We start from the raw sequence: 18439 nt of genomic DNA, 5'->3' as shown, positions 1-18439 counted from the left end.
TTCGCGGCGGGTGCCCCTGTGAACCTTGGGAGTAGGCACCATGACCCAGCAGTCCACCGAGCCGAGGACTACGGCGGAGGACGCCGGCGAGGGAACTCGCCAGGCCGCCGGCCGTTCCTGGCTGGACCGGTATTTCCACATAACAAAGAGAGGCTCGACCATCGGGCGGGAGGTGCGTGGCGGCATCACCACCTTCATGGCGATGGCGTACATCATCCTGCTCAACCCGGTGATCCTGTCGGTGCCCGACGTGGCCGGGAACAGGCTCGACGGTGATCAGCTGACCACCGCGACCGCGTTCGCCGCCGCGGCGACCACCATCGTGATGGGCCTCCTCGGCAATGTGCCGCTCGCCCTGGCCGCGGGACTGAGCGTCTCCGCCGTCATGGCCTTCCAGGTCGCGCCCGAGATGACCTGGGAAAACGCGATGGGCATGTGCGTCATCTACGGCGCCGTGATCATCCTGCTCGTCGTCACCGGTCTCCGTGAACTGATCATGAACGCGATCCCCTTGGCGCTGAAGCACGCCATCACCATGGGGATCGGCCTGTTCGTCTGTCTCATCGGCCTCGTCCAGGCCGGATTCGTGACCTCCATGCCCGGCGAGGGCGGCATCGCCGGCGCCAAGCCGATCCAGCTCGGCACCAGCGACATGCTGACCGGCTGGCCGGTGCTCTGCTTCGCCGTCACCGTACTGCTGATCTTCCTGCTCCAGGTGCGCAAGGTACCCGGCGCGATTCTCATCGGCATCGTCGGCGGCACGCTCTTCGCCGCGGCCGTCCACCAGTTCGCCGGCCTCGACAAGGCGGCCTGGGGCGGACTGAACGCGCCCGAGATCACCGGCTCCATCGTCTCCAGTCCCGACTTCGGGCTCTTCGGCGCCGTCTCCTTCGACGGGATCGGCAGCGTCGGCGGCATCACCGTCGGAGTCATCGTCTTCACCCTGGTGCTGGCCGGCTTCTTCGACGCGATGGGCACCATCATCGGCATCGGCCAGCAGGCCGATCTGGCCGACGACAAGGGCAGGATGCCGGGCCTCAACCGTGCCCTCGCCATCGACGGCGCGGGCGGCGTGATGGGCGGTGTGGCCGGCGCCTCCGGCCAAACGGTCTTCGTCGAGTCCACCGCCGGCGTCGGCGACGGCGCGCGCACCGGCCTCGCCAGCGTCGTCACCGGCCTCGCGTTCACGCTCTGCCTGTTCTTCACCCCGCTCGCCCAGGTCATCCCGACCCAGGTCGCGGCCGCCGCGCTCGTCGTCATCGGCTCGATGATGATGGCCAACGCCAAGCACATCGACTGGAACGACTCGGCGACCTCCGTGCCGGTCTTCCTGACCACGGTGCTGATGCCCTTCACGTACTCCATCACCGCCGGTATCGCGGCCGGAGTCATCGCCCATGTGCTGATCAAGGCCGTCCAGGGCAGGGCACGCGAGGTGGGCTGGCTGATGTGGGTCCTGGCGGCCGTCTTCCTCGCCTACTTCGCGCTGCACCCGATCGAGGGCTGGCTCGGAGTCAAGTAGTCCCGCCCCGCACGACATCCCGAAGGAGACCGACATGCTGGACATCGCCGAAGAGCTGAACCGGTGGGTCGAGCAGGGGCGCAGCTTCGCCGTCGCCACCGTCGTGGCCGTCGGCGGCAGCGCGCCCCGGCAGCCGGGCGCCGCGCTCGCCGTCGACAGCCAGGGCACGGCGATCGGCTCGGTCTCCGGAGGGTGCGTGGAAGGCGCCGTGTACGAACTGTGCCGACAGGCCCTCGAGGACGGCAACAGCGTCCTGGAGAGCTTTGGATACAGCGACGAGGACGCCTTCGCCGTCGGCCTGACCTGCGGTGGCGTCATCGACATCCTCGTCACCCCCGTTCACACGGACGCCCCCGCCCGGGAGGTGTTCGCGGCCGCGCTGGCCACCGTCGCCCGTGGGGAGGCGGCGGCGGTCGCGCGGATCACGGACGGACCCGCGGACCTCGCGGGCCGCGCCCTGCTGGTACGGCCGGGCGGCACGTACGAGGGCACCCTCGGCGGCCACCCGGAACTGGACCGGACGGCGGCCTCGGAGGCCGCGGCCATGCTGGACGCCGGACGCACCGGCACCGTCGTCATCGGCGAGGACGGTTCACGCTGCGGCCGGCCGCTGACTCTCCTCGTCGAGTCGAGCGTCCCCGCGCCGCGCATGATCGTCTTCGGCGCCATCGACTTCGCCGCCGCGCTCGTACGCGTCGGCAGGTTCCTCGGCTACCACGTGACCGTCTGCGACGCGCGGCCCGTCTTCGCGACCGCGGCCCGCTTCCCCGACGCGGACGAGATCGTCGTCGAGTGGCCGCACCGCTATCTGGAGTCGACCGAGGTCGACGGCCGTACGGTGCTCTGCGTACTGACCCACGACGCCAAGTTCGACGTGCCGCTGCTGGAGCTGGCGCTGAAGCTGCCAGTCGCTTACGTGGGTGCCATGGGCTCCCGCCGCACCCACGAGGACCGCAACAGGCGGCTGCGGGACGTCGGCGTCACCGAACTCGAACTCGCCAGGCTGCGCTCCCCGATCGGCCTCGATCTCGGCGCCCGTACGCCGGAGGAGACGGCCCTGTCCATCGGTGCGGAGATCGTGGCGAACCGCCGCGGCGGCAGCGGGGTCTCGCTGACCGGCGCGCACACCCCGATCCACCACGAAGGGCCGGATGCCCCGGCGGGCCGGATCGGGTCCGTGGCATAGCACCTTCGTGGCTTCGACGGGTTTACCGCATCTGCCATGGGGGATCTGTTGAACGGGCTGTACCTGCGAGCTCGGGCCGCCTATTGTGGCGCACATGCAGTCCTACAGCATCGGTCGGGCGGCGCGTCTGCTCGGCGTCAGCGCCGACACCGCGCGGCGCTGGGCAGACGCCGGCCGCCTCCCGACCCATCGTGACGACAGCGGCCGACGTCTCGTCGACGGACGGGATCTGGCCGCGTTCGCCGTCGAGGTCGCCCGGGGCGGCGTCGGTGAGGAGGGCGTCTCGTACACCTCGGCGCGCAATGCCTTCCCCGGCATCGTCACCGCCGTCAAGCTCGGCGATGTCGCGGCGCAGGTGGAGATCCAGGCGGGGCCGCACCGGTTGGTCTCGCTGCTGACCCGCGAGGCCGTCGAGGAGCTGGGGCTGGAGGTCGGCATGCAGGCCACCGCCCGGGTGAAGTCGACGAGCGTGCACATCGACCGCATCTGAGCCGCTTCTCGCAGGCAAGCGGCGTCGTCCATCCCCGGCGCGGCTCCTTGCCCACCGCCGTACCGGTCCCCTTCCCGCCGCCATACCGAGGAGTCCCACCCCGTGTTCCCCACCCGTACCGGACACCGCCGCGCCGCGGCCGCGGTCCTGGCAGCCGTACTGCTCGCCCCGCTCGCCGCCTGCGGCAACGAGAGCGGCAAGGACGGTGCGAACGCCACCGGCGGCCCGGACGCCGACCGGCTGACCGTGCTCGCCGCTTCCTCGCTCACCGACGTCTTCAGGACCGCCGGGGCCGCCTACGAGAGGGCCCACCCCGGCACCAAGGTCACCTTCTCCTTCGCGGGCTCCCAGGAACTCGCCGCACAGGTCCGCCAGGGCGCCCCGGCCGACGCGCTCGTCACCGCCGACACCAAGACCATGGACGGCCTCGCCCCCGACACCGGGAAGCCGGTCGTCATCGCCAGGAACCGGCTGGTGATCGCCACGGAGGAGGGCAACCCGATGGGGGTCGACTCGCTCGACGACCTGGCCGGCACCGGGCTCAAGGTCGTGCTCGCCGCACCCGAGGTTCCCGTCGGCCGCTACAGCCGGCAGATTCTCGATGCCCGCGGCCTCGAGGTGAAGCCGGTCTCCGAGGAGCCGAACGTCAGGGCGGTGCTCAGCAAGGTGGAGCTGGGCGAGGCGGACGCCGGGCTCGTCTACCGCACCGACGCCACCCTCGCCGCCGACCGGACCGATGCCGTCGACATCCCCGACGAGCAGAACGCCGTCGCCTCCTACCCGGCCGCGACCCTGACATCCTCTCAGCATGCCGACGCCGCAGAGGCGTTCGTCACATGGCTCAGCGGCCCCGAGGCGCAGAAGATCCTGCGTGACGCCGGCTTCCAGCAGCCGTAGCCCGACACCCCGGCCCAGCAGCACAGGAACGCCACGATGAAGCGCCTACGCGACACCACCCGGCCCGCCCTCCGCCTCCGGCCCGCGCGGACCGCGGCCGTCTCCGGCACCCGCACGCCCGCGCTGCTTGCCGTGCCCGCGCTCCTCGCCGTCGCGTTCCTGCTGCTTCCCCTGGCCGGCATCCTCGGCCGGACCGCCTGGACCGACATCGGCACCCATCTGACCAGCCCCGGTGTCACCGAGGCACTGCGTCTTTCGCTGGTCGTCTCCTTCTGGGCGCTCGGGCTCTCGCTGCTGCTCGGCGTGCCGCTCGCCTGGGTGCTGGCACGGACCGACTTCCCGGGCAAGGCCCTCGTACGCTCGCTGGTCCTGCTGCCGATGGTGCTGCCGCCCACCGTCGGAGGCGTGGCGCTCCTGCTCGGCTTCGGGCGGCGGGGGCTGCTCGGGCCCTGGCTGGAGGAGACCTTCGGGGTCACGCTGCCGTTCCACACCTCCGGCGCCGTCGTCGCCGCCACATTCGTCGCCATGCCGTTCCTCATCATCAGCCTGGAAGGCGCGCTCGCCGGGCTGCGTCCCGGCTACGAGGAGACGGCGGCCTCGCTCGGCGCCTCGCCGGTACGGGTCTTCCTCACCGTCACCCTGCCGATGGTCGCGCCCGGGCTGGTCGCCGGGGCGGCACTCACCTGGGCCCGCGCGCTCGGCGAGTTCGGCGCGACCATCACCTTCGCCGGCAATCTGCCGGGCACCACGCAGACACTGCCCCTGCAGGTGTATCTGCTGCTCCAGGACGAGCCGGAGGCGGCCACGTCCCTGTCGCTCCTGCTGCTCGCCGTCGCCATGGCGGTGCTGGTGGCCCTGCGCGGCCGCTGGACGGCCGGCGCGCCGGCACCGCGCCCGGTCACCCCCGTGGCCGAAGACCCCGCGCGTCCCGTTCCGCCCGCGGGCTCCGAGGCCGGGCCGCCGGCCACGGACGGAAGCTGGTCGCTGCACGCCGAGGTCACCGGCTTCGACGAGCTCACCCTCGACGCCGAACCGGGCACCACCATCGCCGTCGTCGGCCCCAACGGCGCGGGCAAGACGACCCTGTTGCGCGCCCTCCTCGGACTCACCCCCCGCGCCCGGGCCGCCCTGCGACTCGGCGGCACCGACGTGTCCGCCCTTCCGCCGCATCGCCGGGGCGTGGCGTGGGTTCCCCAGGACGGCGCGCTCTTCCCGCACCTGAGCGCACTCGGCAACACCGCGTACGGTCTGCGCTCCCGCGGTGTGGCGCGCGCGGAGGCCCGCCGCGGCGCCCAGCAGTGGCTCGACCGGCTCGGCGTCGGTGATCTCGCCTCCCGCAGGCCCGCCCAGCTCTCCGGCGGACAGGCGCAGCGCGTCGCGCTCGCGCGCGCTCTGGCCGCCAGGCCGCGGCTGCTGCTCCTCGACGAACCGCTCGCCGCCCTCGACCAGACCACCCGGGCCCGTGTACGCCACACGCTGCGCGGCCATCTCGAGGGGTTCGGCGGGGTCTGCCTGATCGTCACCCACGACCCGGTCGAGGCCGTGTCGCTGGCCGACCGGGTGCTCGTCCTCGACGACGGCCGCGCCGTCCAGGACGCACCGCCCGCGGAGGTCACCCGCCATCCCCGTTCGCCGTGGGTCGCGCGGATGCTCGGCCGCAACGCCTGGCCGGGCACGGCGTCGGCCGACGGCATCGAACCGGTCGGCGGCGGACGCCTGGTCGTCGCCGACCCGCTGACGCCGGGCGCCGAGGTCCTCGCGATCATCGCCCCGGAGGCCGTCTCCGTCCACCGCGAACGCCCCGGCGGCAGCCCTCGCAACGTCTGGCCCGGCACCGTGCGCGAGATCACCGCCGTCGGCAGCAGGCTGCGGGTCCTCGTCACCTCCACGGAGGCGCCGGATCTGGTCGCGGAGATCACCCCGCAGGCGGCCGCAGAACTGGACCTGGCCGAAGGGGTTTTCGTCTGGACCGGCGTCAAGGCCACCGAGGTCACCGTCGTCGACCTGTAGCCCCGCAGCCCCCGGTGGGGCGCACGCCGTTCACTGTCAGCTGTGATGTTTCTGTGAGTAATGGCGCTGATCAATAAGTAGGACATGGACATGGCACGAGTTGCTCGTGCCGATGGCGTGAAGAGGACCGGGTGGGCAAGGAGCGGGGCAGCCGGCGTGCGGAGACGCACGACAAGGAGCTCGGCGACGCGGTGGCGAGAGCCCAACAGGGCGACGAGGCAGCCTTTTCCGCGGCCTACCGACTGGTCCACCCCCCGCTCCTCGGATATCTGCGCGGAAGGGTGGGCGACGACGCCGAGGACGTCGCGTCCGACGCCTGGCTGGAAATAGCCCGCGACATCGGGCGCTTTCGCGGCGACGGCGCCGGCTTCCGCGCCTGGACCGCGAGCATCGCGCGCAACCGGGCCATTGACCATCTGCGCCGGATCAAGAGCCGCCCGCGCGGCACGCTCCTGGAGAGCGATCTCGCCGAACTGCCCGCCCCGCAGGACACGGCGGCCGCGGCCTTCGAGACCGTGTCGACCCGACAGGCGCTGGCCCTCATCGCCAAACTGCCCCGCCGGCAGGCCGAGGCGGTGCTCCTGCAGACCGTCATCGGCCTGGACGGGCCGGCCGCGGCACGCGTACTGGGCAAACGGCCGGGAGCGGTGCGCTCCGCCACCCATCGCGGGCTCAAGCAGTTGGAGAAGTACCTGCCGTCGCTCGCATCCGGCGGTGTGACAGATTCGGACTCCCCTTCGCTGGGAGATGCGAGATGACCGAAAGCCGATCTGGAGGTGCCGTGGGCCCCGGTGCCGAGCCACAGCGGGAGTCGCAGCCGCGGCCGCCGACTGTCGACGAGCTGCTCGCTGCCGCCGCGCGCTGCGCGCCTGTCGCTCCCGATGCCGCGGCGAACGCCCTGGCCGCATTCCGCGCCGCCCGTGACGAAGGCGCCCTGGACCTGCCCACCCGGTCGGCGGACGACTGGCGGCAGCCCACGCCGCCGCGGAAGCGCGGCACGTGGATCAAGGCCGGGCTCGGCACCCTCGTGGCGGGCGTCATGCTCGGCGGTGGGGCCATGGCGGCGGGCGCGATTCCCGTCCCGTTCGGCGAATCGCCCGCCGAGGGGCCTCGTCCCACGCCCAGCGTTTCCCCCTCCGGTCCGGCGGCTGCGAGCGAGAGCACGACACCGCGGGCCACCGGCCTGCCTGCCACCGCCCCGGGCGCCGTGCACCCGTCCACCGCCGAGGACCAGGCCGCCCACTGCCGCGCGTACGAGGCCGCCGAGGCGAACGCGAGGGCGGGGAGCGGCAGGTCCCTGGACAGCGCTGTGCGCGAGCGCCTCGAAGCCGCTGCGGGCGGCCCGGACGCCGTCGAGGCGTACTGTGCACGGCTGTCCGTCGACAGACCGTCCGATCCCTCGGCGAACTTGCCCACCTCGAAGCCGGAAAAGAACACCGACGCCCCCCGGCCGACCGCCGGCGTCTCCAAGGGCGGCACGGACAAGGGCAGCGTCCCGGACCCGAAGCGGCAGTAAGCAGCCGTCAGCGACACCACCTGCGGCAGGCTTCAGCGGGTGCGCCAACGGGGTGACGCGCCCGCGGCGAGGGCGCGCGGCCGGGCGGTTGGTACCAGCGCGGCCCTACGGTGCCCCTGTGGACCTGGACGACGACCTGAGCCGAATGAGCCGTGACGAACTGATGGCCGAGGTGCGCAGGCTCCGCCGGGGCATCCGTGAGCACCGGGACAGCTCCGGCCACGACCTGTGCTGGCACCACCCGCACCTGTGGGGACTGCTCCCGGAACCGATGGCACCCGACGTGGCGGTGCCGCCGTGGCCGCGTTTCCTGCGCGGCTGTGTCCGCTACCGGGAGTCGCTCGACGCACAACTGCCCGATGCGCCGGTCCACGACCGGGAGTACGAGTCGTAGACGCGTCGCCCCGGGCAGACGCCTCACCACCGCCAAGGGTTGTACGCCGTCCGCCGGTTCTTCCTGTGACAACGGCCACCTTTTCGATCCGTGATGCTCTGGCCTCCGCTTCCGCTGGGAAGGGCGAGTCCATCGTTGTGGAGAGGTGGGTGTCGTGGAAGAGCGAGCATCACAACTGCCGGACGCCGGAGGCATGCAGAACTACACCGCCGGGTTCGTCACCGAGATGAGCGAGCGCAGCAGACTGCCGCTCGACTACACCGTGGCAAGCCTGAGACTGGTCGACCTCGTCGTCGACGGCCTCAGACGCAACAGACCGGTCCGCTCCGGGGTCGACCGCTTCCTGAGCGGACTCGGCGCCTACACCGGCGAGGTGATGGTCAGACGCGCCGGGGCGCGCTGGGTGGACCTCGACGACGGACAGCGCGAGATGTTCGGTCAACCCGTCGGGGTCCGGATGCCGGACGGGCGGGTGTGGAATCCGCTCGGCAAGGTCGTCAAGCGGTTCGAGGACGGTCCGGGCGAGTCGGTCGAACGGTTCTATCTGCTGCTCCACGGCCGACAGCCACGGAAGGCGCGCCGCGGGGTGGTACAGCGCGCGGCCTGCGGATAGCCCGCCCGGCAGACCCCGGTGGCCTGCGCCGCGACGGCGGCTCTCGGCCGACGCACCCTTGAACAAGGGGCGGACCGCGTCCGTACCTGTGGGCGGCCCGTGCGGATCCGCACGGGCCGCCAGAACGCAGGGGAGGCCCGTCTTGGCCGGCAGCAACGGCAGCAACGTCACCGCGCTCTTCCGCGCGTCCACCGCGCACAGCCCGTCGTACTTCACGCTGAACCGGGCGGGCGGCGGCGGGGCCGGCGAGATCGTGGACTTCTGCATCCCGTGCAACCCGTACTTCCCCACCCCCGGCATGTTCGACGAACTCGGCAGCAGGCTCAGGGAGATACTCACCTATTACCCGAGCAGCGCGGACACCATCACCGCGGAGCTCTGCCAGCTGCTCGGCCTCAATCCCCAGACCGTCGCCATGGGCAACGGCTCCACCGAACTCATCACCTGGATCGACCATCTGCTGGTCCGTGAATCGCTGGCCGTCCCCGTCCCCACCTTCGGCCGCTGGACCGATCAGCCGATGGAGACCGGCAAGCGGGTCGACATGCTGCTGCTTCCCGAAGCACGCGGCTTCGCCCTCGACCCGTCCTCCTTCGTGCAGTTCGTACGGAGCAGAGGTTCGCGGGTCGCCGTCATCTGCAACCCGAACAACCCCGACGGCGGCCTGCTCCCCAAGCAGCAGGTGCTCTCCCTGCTCGACCAGCTCCAGGACCTGGACCTCGTCGTCGTGGACGAGTCCTTCCTCGAATTCGCCGACGAGGGACAGGAGACCAGCGTCGCGGCCGAGGCCGTGCTGCGCACGAACGTGATCGTGCTGCGCAGCCTCGGCAAGAACTTCGGTCTGCACGGAGTGCGTTTCGGCTATCTCGTCGCCAATCCGGGCATCGCCGGGAAGGTGCGCGCCGCGCTGCCGAAGTGGAACCTCAACTCCTTCGCGGAGACAGTGGTGTTCATGCTGAAAGAGCATCGCGAGGAGTACGCCGGGAGCCTGACGCGGGTGTGCCGCGACCGCCAGGAGATGATCTGGCGGCTCTCCCAGCTGCCCGGCCTGACCGTCTATCCGTCGCAAGGGAACTTCGTGTACGTGCGCCTGCCGGAAGGGGCCGACGGCGCGATCCTTCGCGACCGGCTGCTCGCCGAGCACGGCGTCCTGGTGCGCGAGTGCGGCAACAAGATCGGCAGCTCCAGCCGGTTCGTACGGCTCGTGGTCCGTCCGGAGCAGGACGTGGTCCACCTGGTCACCGCGATGGACCAGGTGCTGTACGGCGGGCGCCTCCGGTCCGCACCGGTACCCACGCCCGCGCCGGAACCGCCGCAGCCGATGCTGGCTCAGGTGCCGGCCCAGGCCCGCCCGGAACCGCAACCTCAGCCCGCCTTCCAGGCCCAGCCGCAGCAGCAGACGCCCGCCCCCATGCTCGCCCAGATCCCGGCCCCATCCCAGTCCCAGCCCCTGCCGCTGCAGAACCCGCCGCTCGCCCTCGCCCACGAGCCGGCCGGCGGTCAGCCGCTCGCCGCCCGTGGCCTCGCTCCGGCCCACTCTGCCCGCCCCGGCCTCACGGCCGCGGCGATGGCCGCGGGCTACACCTCGGGAACGGCGGCGGTGGACCGTCTGATCGCCCAGGCGTAGGTGTCGGCGCCGGACTCGCCGGGGCGCCGCGGCGGCAGCCGCAGGACGTGGCCGATCGTCCGTGATCCGGTCGGGCCGCTGACGCCGCCCGACCGGCCGGGGGCGGGACGCGCTGTCAGCGCACGGACGACGACTGCCCGCTCGTCGGCCAACGGCGACTGTCGAAGCGGATCGGTCGGGGCGCGGACGGGTCGATGAGCACGGCACCGTCCGGCACGGTGCCGCCGAACCGGCCGTCCGACACGGCCCTGGTGAGCAACTCCACACGGGTGCGGAAGTGCTGCAGCAGACGGTGGTCGAGCCAGACGCGGTCCGAGGAGTCGGCGAACAGCAGGAGATGCATCCCCAGCCGTCCGCCCGACTGCGCCATCCGTGTGACCGCGGTGCGCAGCTCGGGTGACAGCAGCAGGCTCCGGTGCGCCTCCTCGATGGCCACGACCAGGCGCGGGAGGCGGGGCAGGTACGGATTCCTGCGGGCCGCCGTCTCGAACGCCCCGATGTCACGGTGGGTGGTGGTGGTCTCGAGCACCCTGCGACGGTTCACGATCTCGGCGTTGATCTTCTCGGCCAGGGACAGCGGCCGCACCGGATCCTCCGACAGTCCGAGGAAGGCCGTGTCGGCCGATCGCCCGGCGTACCGCGCGAGTCCGCTGCCGCCGTTGGAGTCGGCGAGGACTAGCTCCACACCGTTCCCGTCCCGCCTGGTCAGTTGCTCCACCACACGGTGCAGCAGGTCCCGGCGTACGCCGGCCGGGCGCCCCTGACACAGCAGATGCGGACCCTGGCCACCACGTTCGGGGCTCTCCAGATCGAGCTGGACCGGCGTCCCGTCGTCATCGAGCCCGAGGGTCACCGTCAACCGGTGCTTCCCGGGCTCCCGCTCGTTGGCGAGGGCGTTGAACGCGCGCAGCAGCTGCTGGGCGGTCGGTCTGCGGTCCGGGTCGGGTGCGAGACAGGCACGCAGGCTCTCGGCGATCTCGGAACCCAGCGGCAGCTCGAAGGCGTCGGGTTCGCCGGCGCCCTCGTTCGCGGCGACGCCCACCGCCGCTTCGACAAGGATGCGGCCGAGCGCATAGACGTCCGTGGCCGGTGTCGGCCATGCATCGGCTCCCGGCCGTTCCGGGGCCCGGTAGCGGGGGTCCTGCCGGTGGCTTGCGCGGTGCCGGCTGACCGTGCCGTCGACCGACGCGGTCATCCAGCCGGCGATCTGCACCTCGCGGCCGGCGATCAGCACACTGTGGGGTGTCAGCGAACCGTGCACCAGCCCCTTGCGGTGCGCCCTGGCCAGGCCGTTCGCGAACTGCCGGGCGACGGTGAGCATTCCGGCCTCGTACAGGGCTCCGTGCCGCTCCACAAAGGCACGTAGATCCGGCGCCGGTTCCGTCCTGCCTTCCAGCGCGCACTCGACCGCAAGCCACGGGTGGTCGCAACCGGTGTCCCACGCCAACAGCCGGGGTGCGTACACGCCGTCCATCCGCTTCAGCGCGGCGACCTCCGTGGCCACCAGGTCGAGGGCGTACGGGACCACAGGCCTGCGGATGACGAGGACCCGGCCCTCCCCGTCGTGGGCCAGGAACAGACCGACCCGCGACCAGCCGGCCGGATGCTCGGCGAACACCTCGTAGGGGAGGGCGTCCGGACCGTCGAACCGGGGATCGGACACGGGCAGGCGCTGCCATCCCGTGCCGTCCTCGTCCAGCTCGAAGCCCGGTGGCAGTTCACGCAACGGTTCGTCGCCCGCGGCCGGGGTCGTCGGTTCACCTGTGCTCGGAACGGAGACCCCCAGTCGGCGCATCACCGTCTCGTCCACCCAGCCGAACGGCCGGCGACTCCCGGTCGGCACCCGCTCGGGGCCCTGGGGGTGAGGCAGCCAGGCCGGGAAGCCGGCCGGGCAGCCGGCCAGTTCGGTGAGCCGTGCCGTCACGGCGCGCGTGGTTCGGACCAGGTCGGACGGCGGGACCGTGCCCAGCAGGATCCTCCGCGCCTCCTCCCCGAAGTCGAACGTCCTCTGATGCGGCAGGCCTTCCGAGCCGTCGGCGCTGTGCATCAGTCCGCCGAGGAACACCTCGGCCAGGTGGGACGTGTCGGCAGGCGGGCTCACGGCATGTTGCACCAGCCGCATCACCGGCACCGGCAGCGGCGCGACCGCGGCCAGATGCGCGGCAAGGCGGTACGCGTCGGTGGAGGCGGCCTCGCGGAACCGCAGTACTTCCTGTTCCGTCGTGGCTGCCCTGTGCCCGTGGCCGGCCGCCGGGCCGCCGGTGGCCCCGGGCGCGCTGTCCGGCCCGGCGAGCAGGGGCAGCACCGCGCTGCCGCCGGGGGAGCCGATCAGCCGGGCCCAGGCACCCAGCGATTGCGGTTCCACGGCCAGCACCGGCACGGGCACACCGTCGAAAGGGGCCACCTCGGGCGGCAGCACCGGGTCCGCGACGTCCCACGACCCGTTGGCCGCGCCTCTGCGCCGTGTCGTGACCCGCCACGGCTCTGCGCGGATGCCGGAGCCCGCCCACAGCCGGGGCGGCAGTACGTGAACCAGCGCCGTCGGGCCGGTCGCGGAAGAGCGGAGCAGGGCCGCGTGCATCCTGCCGTCGCGCCAAGCCCGGCCCACACCGTCGCTCACCACGAGCAGCAGGGTGTTGCCCGACGGGTCGAGGACGGTGGACAGGGGCAGCGCGGCGGCGTCCGCGCCGAACGGGCGCCGGCTCAGCAGCGGACCGTCCACGCCCCGGGTGTCCAGGCCGTGCACGCGCACATGGCGGAAGGCGCCGCTGCGTTCCGCCAGCCCCCTGATCTCGCCCGCGAGCCGCTGCCACAGCAGCATCGAGACGCCGTCGTCGACGAGGATCGCCAGGTCGAGCCACCGGGTCCGGGCGGGACGCAGTACCGCCTCCGGCAGACCCGTCTCCGCCATCGCCGTGACCGTCGCATCGATGTCCAGTTCGGCGCGCAGCGCGTCGGGGCGCCGGTGCTTGAGGGGACGCAGGGCACGGCCGAGTCGCAGTTCGCCGGTGCCGAGTGCCTTCATCCCCGGGGCACGTACCGGCATCGCGGGCCGGTCCGACCGGGCCCGGCGCTGATCCGCGGCCGCTGGAGCCGCGTGCAGATCGCCCTGCGGTGCGGGCGGGGGCCCTGGGCCGGCCGGCCGGTCGGCGGGAGCCGCGCCCGGCTGCGGACCGTCCGGCTCGTCAGTCGCGTGCCCCGCTGCTGTGTCGTCGTCCGGCGGGCCGGGCGCCCGGGCCGCGGGCGCGGCGGCAGCGGCCGCCTGCGCCAGTGCCGTGGCCGCCGCGGGCGGCAGGCGGGCCGCCAGCCACAGGGCGTCCAGCAGCTCCTCGGCGGCGAGGTCGTCGTCGCCGCCCGACAGGACCTTGCGGACTCGCTCCAGCACCGTGCGCTACACCGTCCTGCCGAGACGGTGCAGCACGGCGTCGAGCAGGCCTTCGGCGTCGAGATCGACCCCTCCCCGGCGCAGAAAGACGGCGTTGAGCAGCTGGTCGGTGGCGAGTTCGCCCCTGGCCCTGCGGGCGAGGAACGCCCGCATCAGCTCGTCCGTGCCCTCCAGGTCGGTGTCGGCGCCGGTCCCGTCGGGGTCCAGATGCGCCGAGATGATGGCGCGCAGCCGGTCCTCGTCGGGTTCCGGCAGATCCAGCCGCACGCACCGGCGCAGGAAGGCGGGCGGGAAGTCGCGCTCCCCGTTGCTGGTGATCACGACGACGGGGAACTCGGAGCAGCGGATTCGGCCGCGGACGACGTCCGTCCACGCGTCGGGATCGGCGGTCATCACTCCCACCGTGGCCTGGTCCTCGGGAAGCCGTGCCAGTTCCGGGATCTCGAACTCGCCTTCTTCGAAGACGTTGAGGAGGTCGTTCGGCAGGTCCACGTCCCCCTTGTCCAGCTCGTCCACGAGCAGGACCCGCGGGGTGGCCGACGGCACGAGCGCCGTACCGAGCGGGCCGAGGCGCACGTACGAGCCGATGCCCGGTTCCTCGCCCGGCGTGCCGTGGCCGTCCTGCGGGTCGCGGCGCATGTTCGTCTCCCGCAGCCGGCCGATGGCGTCGTAGCGGTAGAGCGCCTCCTGCAGCGTGGTACGGCTGTTGACCGGCCAGTGCAGGACGCGGCCCAGGGACAGCTCGTGGGCGACGGCGTGCGCCAGGGACGACTTGCCGGTCCCGGGGTGCCCCGTCACCAGCAGAGGCCTGCGCAGCAGCAGGGCGGCGTTGACGACGTCCGCCTCCGCCGGCCCGATCAGGTACGGCCGCTCACGGCTGGGACCGCCCGTCCCCGCCGCGTCGAACCGGCGCCACGGCGGGGCCTCGGGAAACGTGATGCTCCGGGCCCGGCCGTTGCCCCGGAACAGCCGCCAGTCGCCGCCCTTGCCGTCGCTGCTCGTCTCGTGCCGCCCCTGGGGCGCGTGGGCCGTCATCGGGTGTCCGCTCCTTGTTCGCTCGTGCGTTGTCGTCGGTGGGCCGGTCGGATCACGAGGGGTCCGCCAGCTCCAGCGGGCCGGGCAGCGGCAGTTCGCAGTCGTCCCACACCAGCGCCGGTCTGGCGGCCGACGATCTCGCCGATCCGAGGGCCGCCGCCCGGAACTCCTGGAGCCGCTGCGGCAGTTTGTGCAGCGGACCGGTCGGATCGATGTCGTCCAGCCGGCCCGCGTCCTCGTGGGACTCGGCCGCCCGGTCCCACAGCACGACCGGGACCCCCATGGCCAGGCAGACGAGCAGGAGCTCGTTCCGTTGCTGCGGCGGTCCGTGCAGCACGACCCGTGCGGTGTCCTTGTAGGGGGTGTTCACCAGCCGTTCGTACAGCTCCTGCACGGTGGCGGGCTCGTCGACGACCAGGGCGCCCGGACCGTGGGCCTCCCAGCGCCTTCGCAGTTCTTTCTCCGACCGGCGGGTCGCCTCGGGACAGCGGAGGGCCACCTGGTACCGCGCGCCCAGGGCCAGGCTGAGATCGGGGAAGAGATCGCCGAGTTCGCTGCCGGTCCGCCAGCCGTCCACCGGGATCTGCAGGCCGTCGCGCCCGACGACTACATCCACCTGCGAGGACGGGTCCCCGCCCGCCGCCCGGCAGCGGTCCGCCGCCTCGCGGATCAGCCGTCCGATGTCGTCGGGGGCCAGCGCGTCCTTCGGCATGGGTACCGCCGCCCTCGTGCCGTCCCGGTGGATCAGCCACGTCTCGCAGAGATAGCGATCGGGGTCGTCGGGTCCGGCCGGGGACAGCCGGGTCACGATCCGTGCCACCGGAGACGGGCGGTGCGAGGCCCAGGCGGCGGCATCGGCACGCCGCTCCGCCAGCGCGCCGCGGCTGATACCCAGCCGTTCGGCCACCCGGTCGCACCAGTTGTCCAGAGCCCTGCGGGCCTCGCCGGCCGCGGCCGCGGCGACGAACGCCGCCAGCCTGAGCAGGGCCGGCACCGGAGGGGAGCCCAGGTCCCCGACCGGCCCGTCGGGACAGTCCTCCAGGCTCAGCACCACGCCCTCGAGCTCCGCCTCCGACAGCCGCGCGGTGCTCCCCAACGGTCCGGGCAGCGTCATGAAACGCAGGGCCTCGCGAGCGGCGCGCGGGATCAGCGCCGGGTCCGCGGTGGTGACCGTCCGGAGCGCTGCCAGGAGTTGCCGGTGTTCGCCGACGGACAGCAGCCGGATGCTCTGCTCCACCCGGCCGAGCGCCAGCAGGTCGTTCAACGCCTGCCGGGCGGCGCCGTCGCGGACCGTGGGGGCGAGTGATTCGGCCAGTGTGGCCAGCGCTCTTTCCTCGGTCAGCAGAAGGGCCGCCAGCTCGTCCACCGCGGGGGCCGAGGGATCCGTGTCGGGCGGCGGAACACAGCCGATGCCGACGGCCAGGTCACGGCAGTGATCGGCGCGCCTGACCGGGTCGTCCAGCAGTGCGCGAAGCGCATGGACCAGTAACTCGGCCGCCGGGGAATCCGCTTGGCACCCCTTGCTGTCCGTGGTGGCCGGTGCGGCGACCGCGCACTCGTCGAGGACGTCGCAGGCGTCCGCCCGCTCCAGCTCCTTCCGTACGGTCTGCCACGGCACCGCCCAGCCGCGGCGGACCGTGTCCTGGGACCCCAACGCGCCTTTGCCCGGCAGTAATTGGGCGACCACGAGCCCGGCGACGGTCGAGTCGGAGCGCACCCACAAGGGGCCGCCGCTGTATCCCGGTCCGATGGCGGCGCCCGTCAGCTCGCCATCCAGGTAGCAGCAGCCGTCGTCCTCGAGGCCGACGACGATGTCGGCGTAGGTGATGGAATCGCCGCCACCGTGCCAGGCCCGAAGGCCGAGCCCTTCCGTCATGTCCCGCCACACCACGGGCCTGGTCCAGTCGGGGGCGGGTTCGTCGAGTTCCAGAACGGCCAGGTCGCCGGCCCATACGACCCTGGAGGCGTGTTGCTGCGGGGGGAGCCAGACCGAGAGCCGGGCCCTCCCGCGCGCGGTCGTTCCCGCGCCGTGGAACGCGACGTCCAGTGCACCTTCCACTTCCGGCCGCTCGGTGCTCAACAGGTCCCTGCCGAGCACGTCGTTGACGACATGGGCGCAGGTCAGCACACGGTTCGGGGACAGCAGCGCGGCCGCCCCCGCTGCCTTGGCGCTGTCCCCACGTATCAGCGCGACCCGCGAGCCCGGCACTGTACGGCGACGGAACCAGCCCATCCTCACCCCTGGCCGGAACCGGCGTTGCCCTGCTGCCAGGTCGCGCTCACCGTCATGGTCGCCTTGCCGTTCGCACCGACGATGCCCAGCTTGAGGTCCTGGCCGATCTGGATGCCGAATTCGACCTTGAGCTCCTGCGGGGGGTTCTCGGTACCGGTGACGGCGCCGTGCACCTCCTCCAGGAGCGGCCCGAGCGGGCGCAGTGTGCGTCGCAGGGCATCCGTTGCGAGCTCGGCGGCCCGCCGGCCGCGTCCCACCGGAGTGGCGGTGCCGAATCCGTCGGGAAGGTCCGGTGCCTCCGGCGCAACGCCGGTGACGAGGGCCGCTGCCGGTTCTCCGGCGTCGGCCAGCTCCACCCGTAACGCGGCGCCGGCCAGGTCGAGTTCAAGGTATTCGGGCATGTACGGCATTCTGCCTGACAAGAGGCCTTCGCCGGGCCGGATGCCGAGAGTCGGCCGGGTCGCTGCGGGAGGGAACGTTCACTCTCCGCGCCCGGGCCCGCTGCCCGGGTGCTCGCCCGGGCCTTCCGCGTGGTCGGCGAGCGGGGTCGGGGACAGCGAGCTGTTCTCCTCGCCCGGCTCCAGGAGTGTGTCCGCCGCCCCGACGATCAGCGGGTCCGGCCGTCCGATGGCCCCGGTGTCCTTGCTGTCGTAGTCCAGCCGCCACAGCAGACTGCGCATCGCCTCCAGCCGGCCACGGCGCTTGTCGTTGCTCTTGACCACCGTCCACGGCGCGTGCCCGGTGTCCGTGGCACGGAACATGTCCACCTTGGCCGTGGTGTACTCGTCCCACAGGTCCAGCGACGCGACGTCCGTGGGGGACAGCTTCCACTGGCGCACCGGGTCGACCTGGCGGATCGCGAAGCGGGTGCGCTGCTCCGCGCGGGACACCGAGAACCAGAACTTGACCAGGATGATCCCGTCCTCGACCAGCATCCGTTCGAACTGCGGGCACTGGTGCAGGAACAGGTCGTACTGCGACTTGGTGCAGAACCCCATGACCCGTTCCACACCGGCCCGGTTGTACCAGGAGCGGTCGAAGAACACGATCTCGCCCGCGGACGGCAGATGGGCCGCGTAACGCTGGAAGTACCACTGCGCGGCCTCGCGTTCCGTCGGCTTCTCGAGCGCCACCACGCGTGCGCCACGAGGATTCAGCCGCTCCATGAAACGCTGGATCGTGCCGCCCTTGCCCGCAGCGTCGCGTCCCTCGCAGATCACGATGAGCCGCTGCCCGGAGTCCTTGACCCAGCGCTGCGCCTTGAGCATCTCGATCTGCAGCACACGCTTCTGCCGTTCGTACTCGGACCGGCCGACCTTACGGTCGTACGGGTAGTTCTCCCGCCAGGTCTTGATCGGGCGGCCGTCCTCGTCGAGGAGCACCGGGCGCTCCGGCTGGCTGGTGTCCACGGTCATCCCGTCCAGCAGCCGCTGCCCGTCCGCTTTCCGCTCCGTCGCGTCGCCCATGGATGCCACCTGCCCCGTCCGGCTGCCGATCACGTATCCACCATGATTCCACCCACGCTCGCCCA

At 72.4% G+C, this 18439-nt stretch carries 15 protein-coding genes; 10 read left to right on the top strand and 5 right to left on the bottom strand.

Annotated elements, in window-relative coordinates; genetic code table 11:
- Positions 1 to 40 precede the first annotated feature (40 nt).
- The 10 genes from IE198_RS03585 (at position 41) to IE198_RS03540 (ending at position 10255) form a co-directional block, all read left to right on the top strand.
- Positions 41 to 1522 (top strand): NCS2 family permease, encoded by a 1482-nt coding sequence (locus IE198_RS03585; protein ID WP_189882441.1) that lies wholly within the window; start codon positions 41 to 43, stop codon positions 1520 to 1522.
- 34 nt (positions 1523 to 1556) lie between these two features.
- On the top strand, positions 1557 to 2708 hold the full coding sequence (locus IE198_RS03580) for an XdhC family protein (RefSeq protein WP_189882439.1): 1152 nt from the start codon (positions 1557 to 1559) through the stop codon (positions 2706 to 2708).
- Positions 2709 to 2802: 94 nt separating this feature from the next.
- Positions 2803 to 3198: a TOBE domain-containing protein gene (locus tag IE198_RS03575; RefSeq protein ID WP_189882438.1), complete on the top strand. Its 396-nt coding sequence runs from the start codon at positions 2803 to 2805 to the stop codon at positions 3196 to 3198.
- Positions 3199 to 3300: 102 nt separating this feature from the next.
- Positions 3301 to 4095 (top strand): molybdate ABC transporter substrate-binding protein, encoded by a 795-nt coding sequence (modA, locus tag IE198_RS03570; protein WP_189882437.1) that lies wholly within the window; start codon positions 3301 to 3303, stop codon positions 4093 to 4095.
- A 36-nt stretch (positions 4096 to 4131) separates the two neighbouring features.
- Complete coding sequence (locus tag IE198_RS03565) at positions 4132 to 6105, top strand: ABC transporter permease (protein WP_189882436.1); 1974 nt, start codon at positions 4132 to 4134, stop codon at positions 6103 to 6105.
- Positions 6106 to 6236: 131 nt separating this feature from the next.
- Positions 6237 to 6863, top strand: a complete 627-nt coding sequence (locus IE198_RS03560; RefSeq protein WP_189882435.1) for an RNA polymerase sigma factor — start codon at positions 6237 to 6239, stop codon at positions 6861 to 6863.
- Positions 6860 to 7621: a hypothetical protein gene (locus IE198_RS03555; protein ID WP_189882434.1), complete on the top strand. Its 762-nt coding sequence runs from the start codon at positions 6860 to 6862 to the stop codon at positions 7619 to 7621. Before IE198_RS03560 ends, IE198_RS03555 begins: the two co-directional genes overlap by 4 nt.
- Positions 7622 to 7739: 118 nt before the next feature.
- Positions 7740 to 8015, top strand: coding sequence for a hypothetical protein (locus IE198_RS03550; protein WP_229833709.1), 276 nt, complete (start codon positions 7740 to 7742; stop codon positions 8013 to 8015).
- A 154-nt stretch (positions 8016 to 8169) separates the two neighbouring features.
- On the top strand, positions 8170 to 8628 hold the full coding sequence (locus IE198_RS03545) for a hypothetical protein (RefSeq protein WP_308426778.1): 459 nt from the start codon (positions 8170 to 8172) through the stop codon (positions 8626 to 8628).
- 142 nt (positions 8629 to 8770) lie between these two features.
- Positions 8771 to 10255: a pyridoxal phosphate-dependent aminotransferase gene (locus tag IE198_RS03540; protein WP_189882432.1), complete on the top strand. Its 1485-nt coding sequence runs from the start codon at positions 8771 to 8773 to the stop codon at positions 10253 to 10255.
- A 115-nt stretch (positions 10256 to 10370) separates the two neighbouring features.
- On the opposite strand, the gene IE198_RS03535 is transcribed toward IE198_RS03540, so the two are convergent.
- From IE198_RS03535 to ppk2, 5 genes are all read right to left on the bottom strand, one after another.
- A complete protein-coding gene (locus IE198_RS03535; RefSeq protein WP_189882430.1) occupies positions 10371 to 13640 on the bottom strand; it encodes an SAV_2336 N-terminal domain-related protein in 3270 nt (1089 codons plus the stop codon).
- 6 nt (positions 13641 to 13646) lie between these two features.
- The gene (locus IE198_RS03530) at positions 13647 to 14675 is read right to left on the bottom strand and encodes an AAA family ATPase (protein WP_189882428.1); all 1029 of its coding nucleotides are present in this window, start codon (positions 14673 to 14675) and stop codon (positions 13647 to 13649) included.
- A gap of 52 nt (positions 14676 to 14727) precedes the next feature.
- Positions 14728 to 16908 (bottom strand): VMAP-C domain-containing protein, encoded by a 2181-nt coding sequence (locus IE198_RS03525; protein ID WP_189882426.1) that lies wholly within the window; start codon positions 16906 to 16908, stop codon positions 14728 to 14730.
- A 2-nt stretch (positions 16909 to 16910) separates the two neighbouring features.
- Positions 16911 to 17309 (bottom strand): CU044_2847 family protein, encoded by a 399-nt coding sequence (locus IE198_RS03520; protein ID WP_189882424.1) that lies wholly within the window; start codon positions 17307 to 17309, stop codon positions 16911 to 16913.
- A gap of 78 nt (positions 17310 to 17387) precedes the next feature.
- Positions 17388 to 18374 (bottom strand): polyphosphate kinase 2, encoded by a 987-nt coding sequence (gene ppk2, locus IE198_RS03515; RefSeq protein ID WP_189882422.1) that lies wholly within the window; start codon positions 18372 to 18374, stop codon positions 17388 to 17390.
- Between the last annotated feature and the right edge of the window lie 65 nt (positions 18375 to 18439).

This window comes from Streptomyces xantholiticus (assembly GCF_014651015.1).
GTDB classification, from domain to species: Bacteria; Actinomycetota; Actinomycetes; order Streptomycetales; family Streptomycetaceae; genus Streptomyces; species Streptomyces xantholiticus.
This window is presented reverse-complemented; position numbering and strand designations above follow the sequence as displayed.

Excerpts from the sequence above, each read along its gene's own strand:
- IE198_RS03585 (WP_189882441.1), top strand. The coding sequence starts at position 41 with ATGACCCAGCAGTCCACCGAGCCGAGGACTACGGCGGAGGACGCCGGC.
- IE198_RS03580 (WP_189882439.1), top strand. The coding sequence starts at position 1,557 with ATGCTGGACATCGCCGAAGAGCTGAACCGGTGGGTCGAGCAGGGGCGC.
- IE198_RS03575 (WP_189882438.1), top strand. The coding sequence starts at position 2,803 with ATGCAGTCCTACAGCATCGGTCGGGCGGCGCGTCTGCTCGGCGTCAGC.
- IE198_RS03565 (WP_189882436.1), top strand. The coding sequence starts at position 4,132 with ATGAAGCGCCTACGCGACACCACCCGGCCCGCCCTCCGCCTCCGGCCC.
- IE198_RS03555 (WP_189882434.1), top strand. The coding sequence starts at position 6,860 with ATGACCGAAAGCCGATCTGGAGGTGCCGTGGGCCCCGGTGCCGAGCCA.
- IE198_RS03530 (WP_189882428.1), bottom strand. The coding sequence starts at position 14,675 with ATGACGGCCCACGCGCCCCAGGGGCGGCACGAGACGAGCAGCGACGGC.
- IE198_RS03525 (WP_189882426.1), bottom strand. The coding sequence starts at position 16,908 with ATGGGCTGGTTCCGTCGCCGTACAGTGCCGGGCTCGCGGGTCGCGCTG.
- IE198_RS03520 (WP_189882424.1), bottom strand. The coding sequence starts at position 17,309 with ATGCCCGAATACCTTGAACTCGACCTGGCCGGCGCCGCGTTACGGGTG.
- ppk2 (WP_189882422.1), bottom strand. The coding sequence starts at position 18,374 with ATGGGCGACGCGACGGAGCGGAAAGCGGACGGGCAGCGGCTGCTGGAC.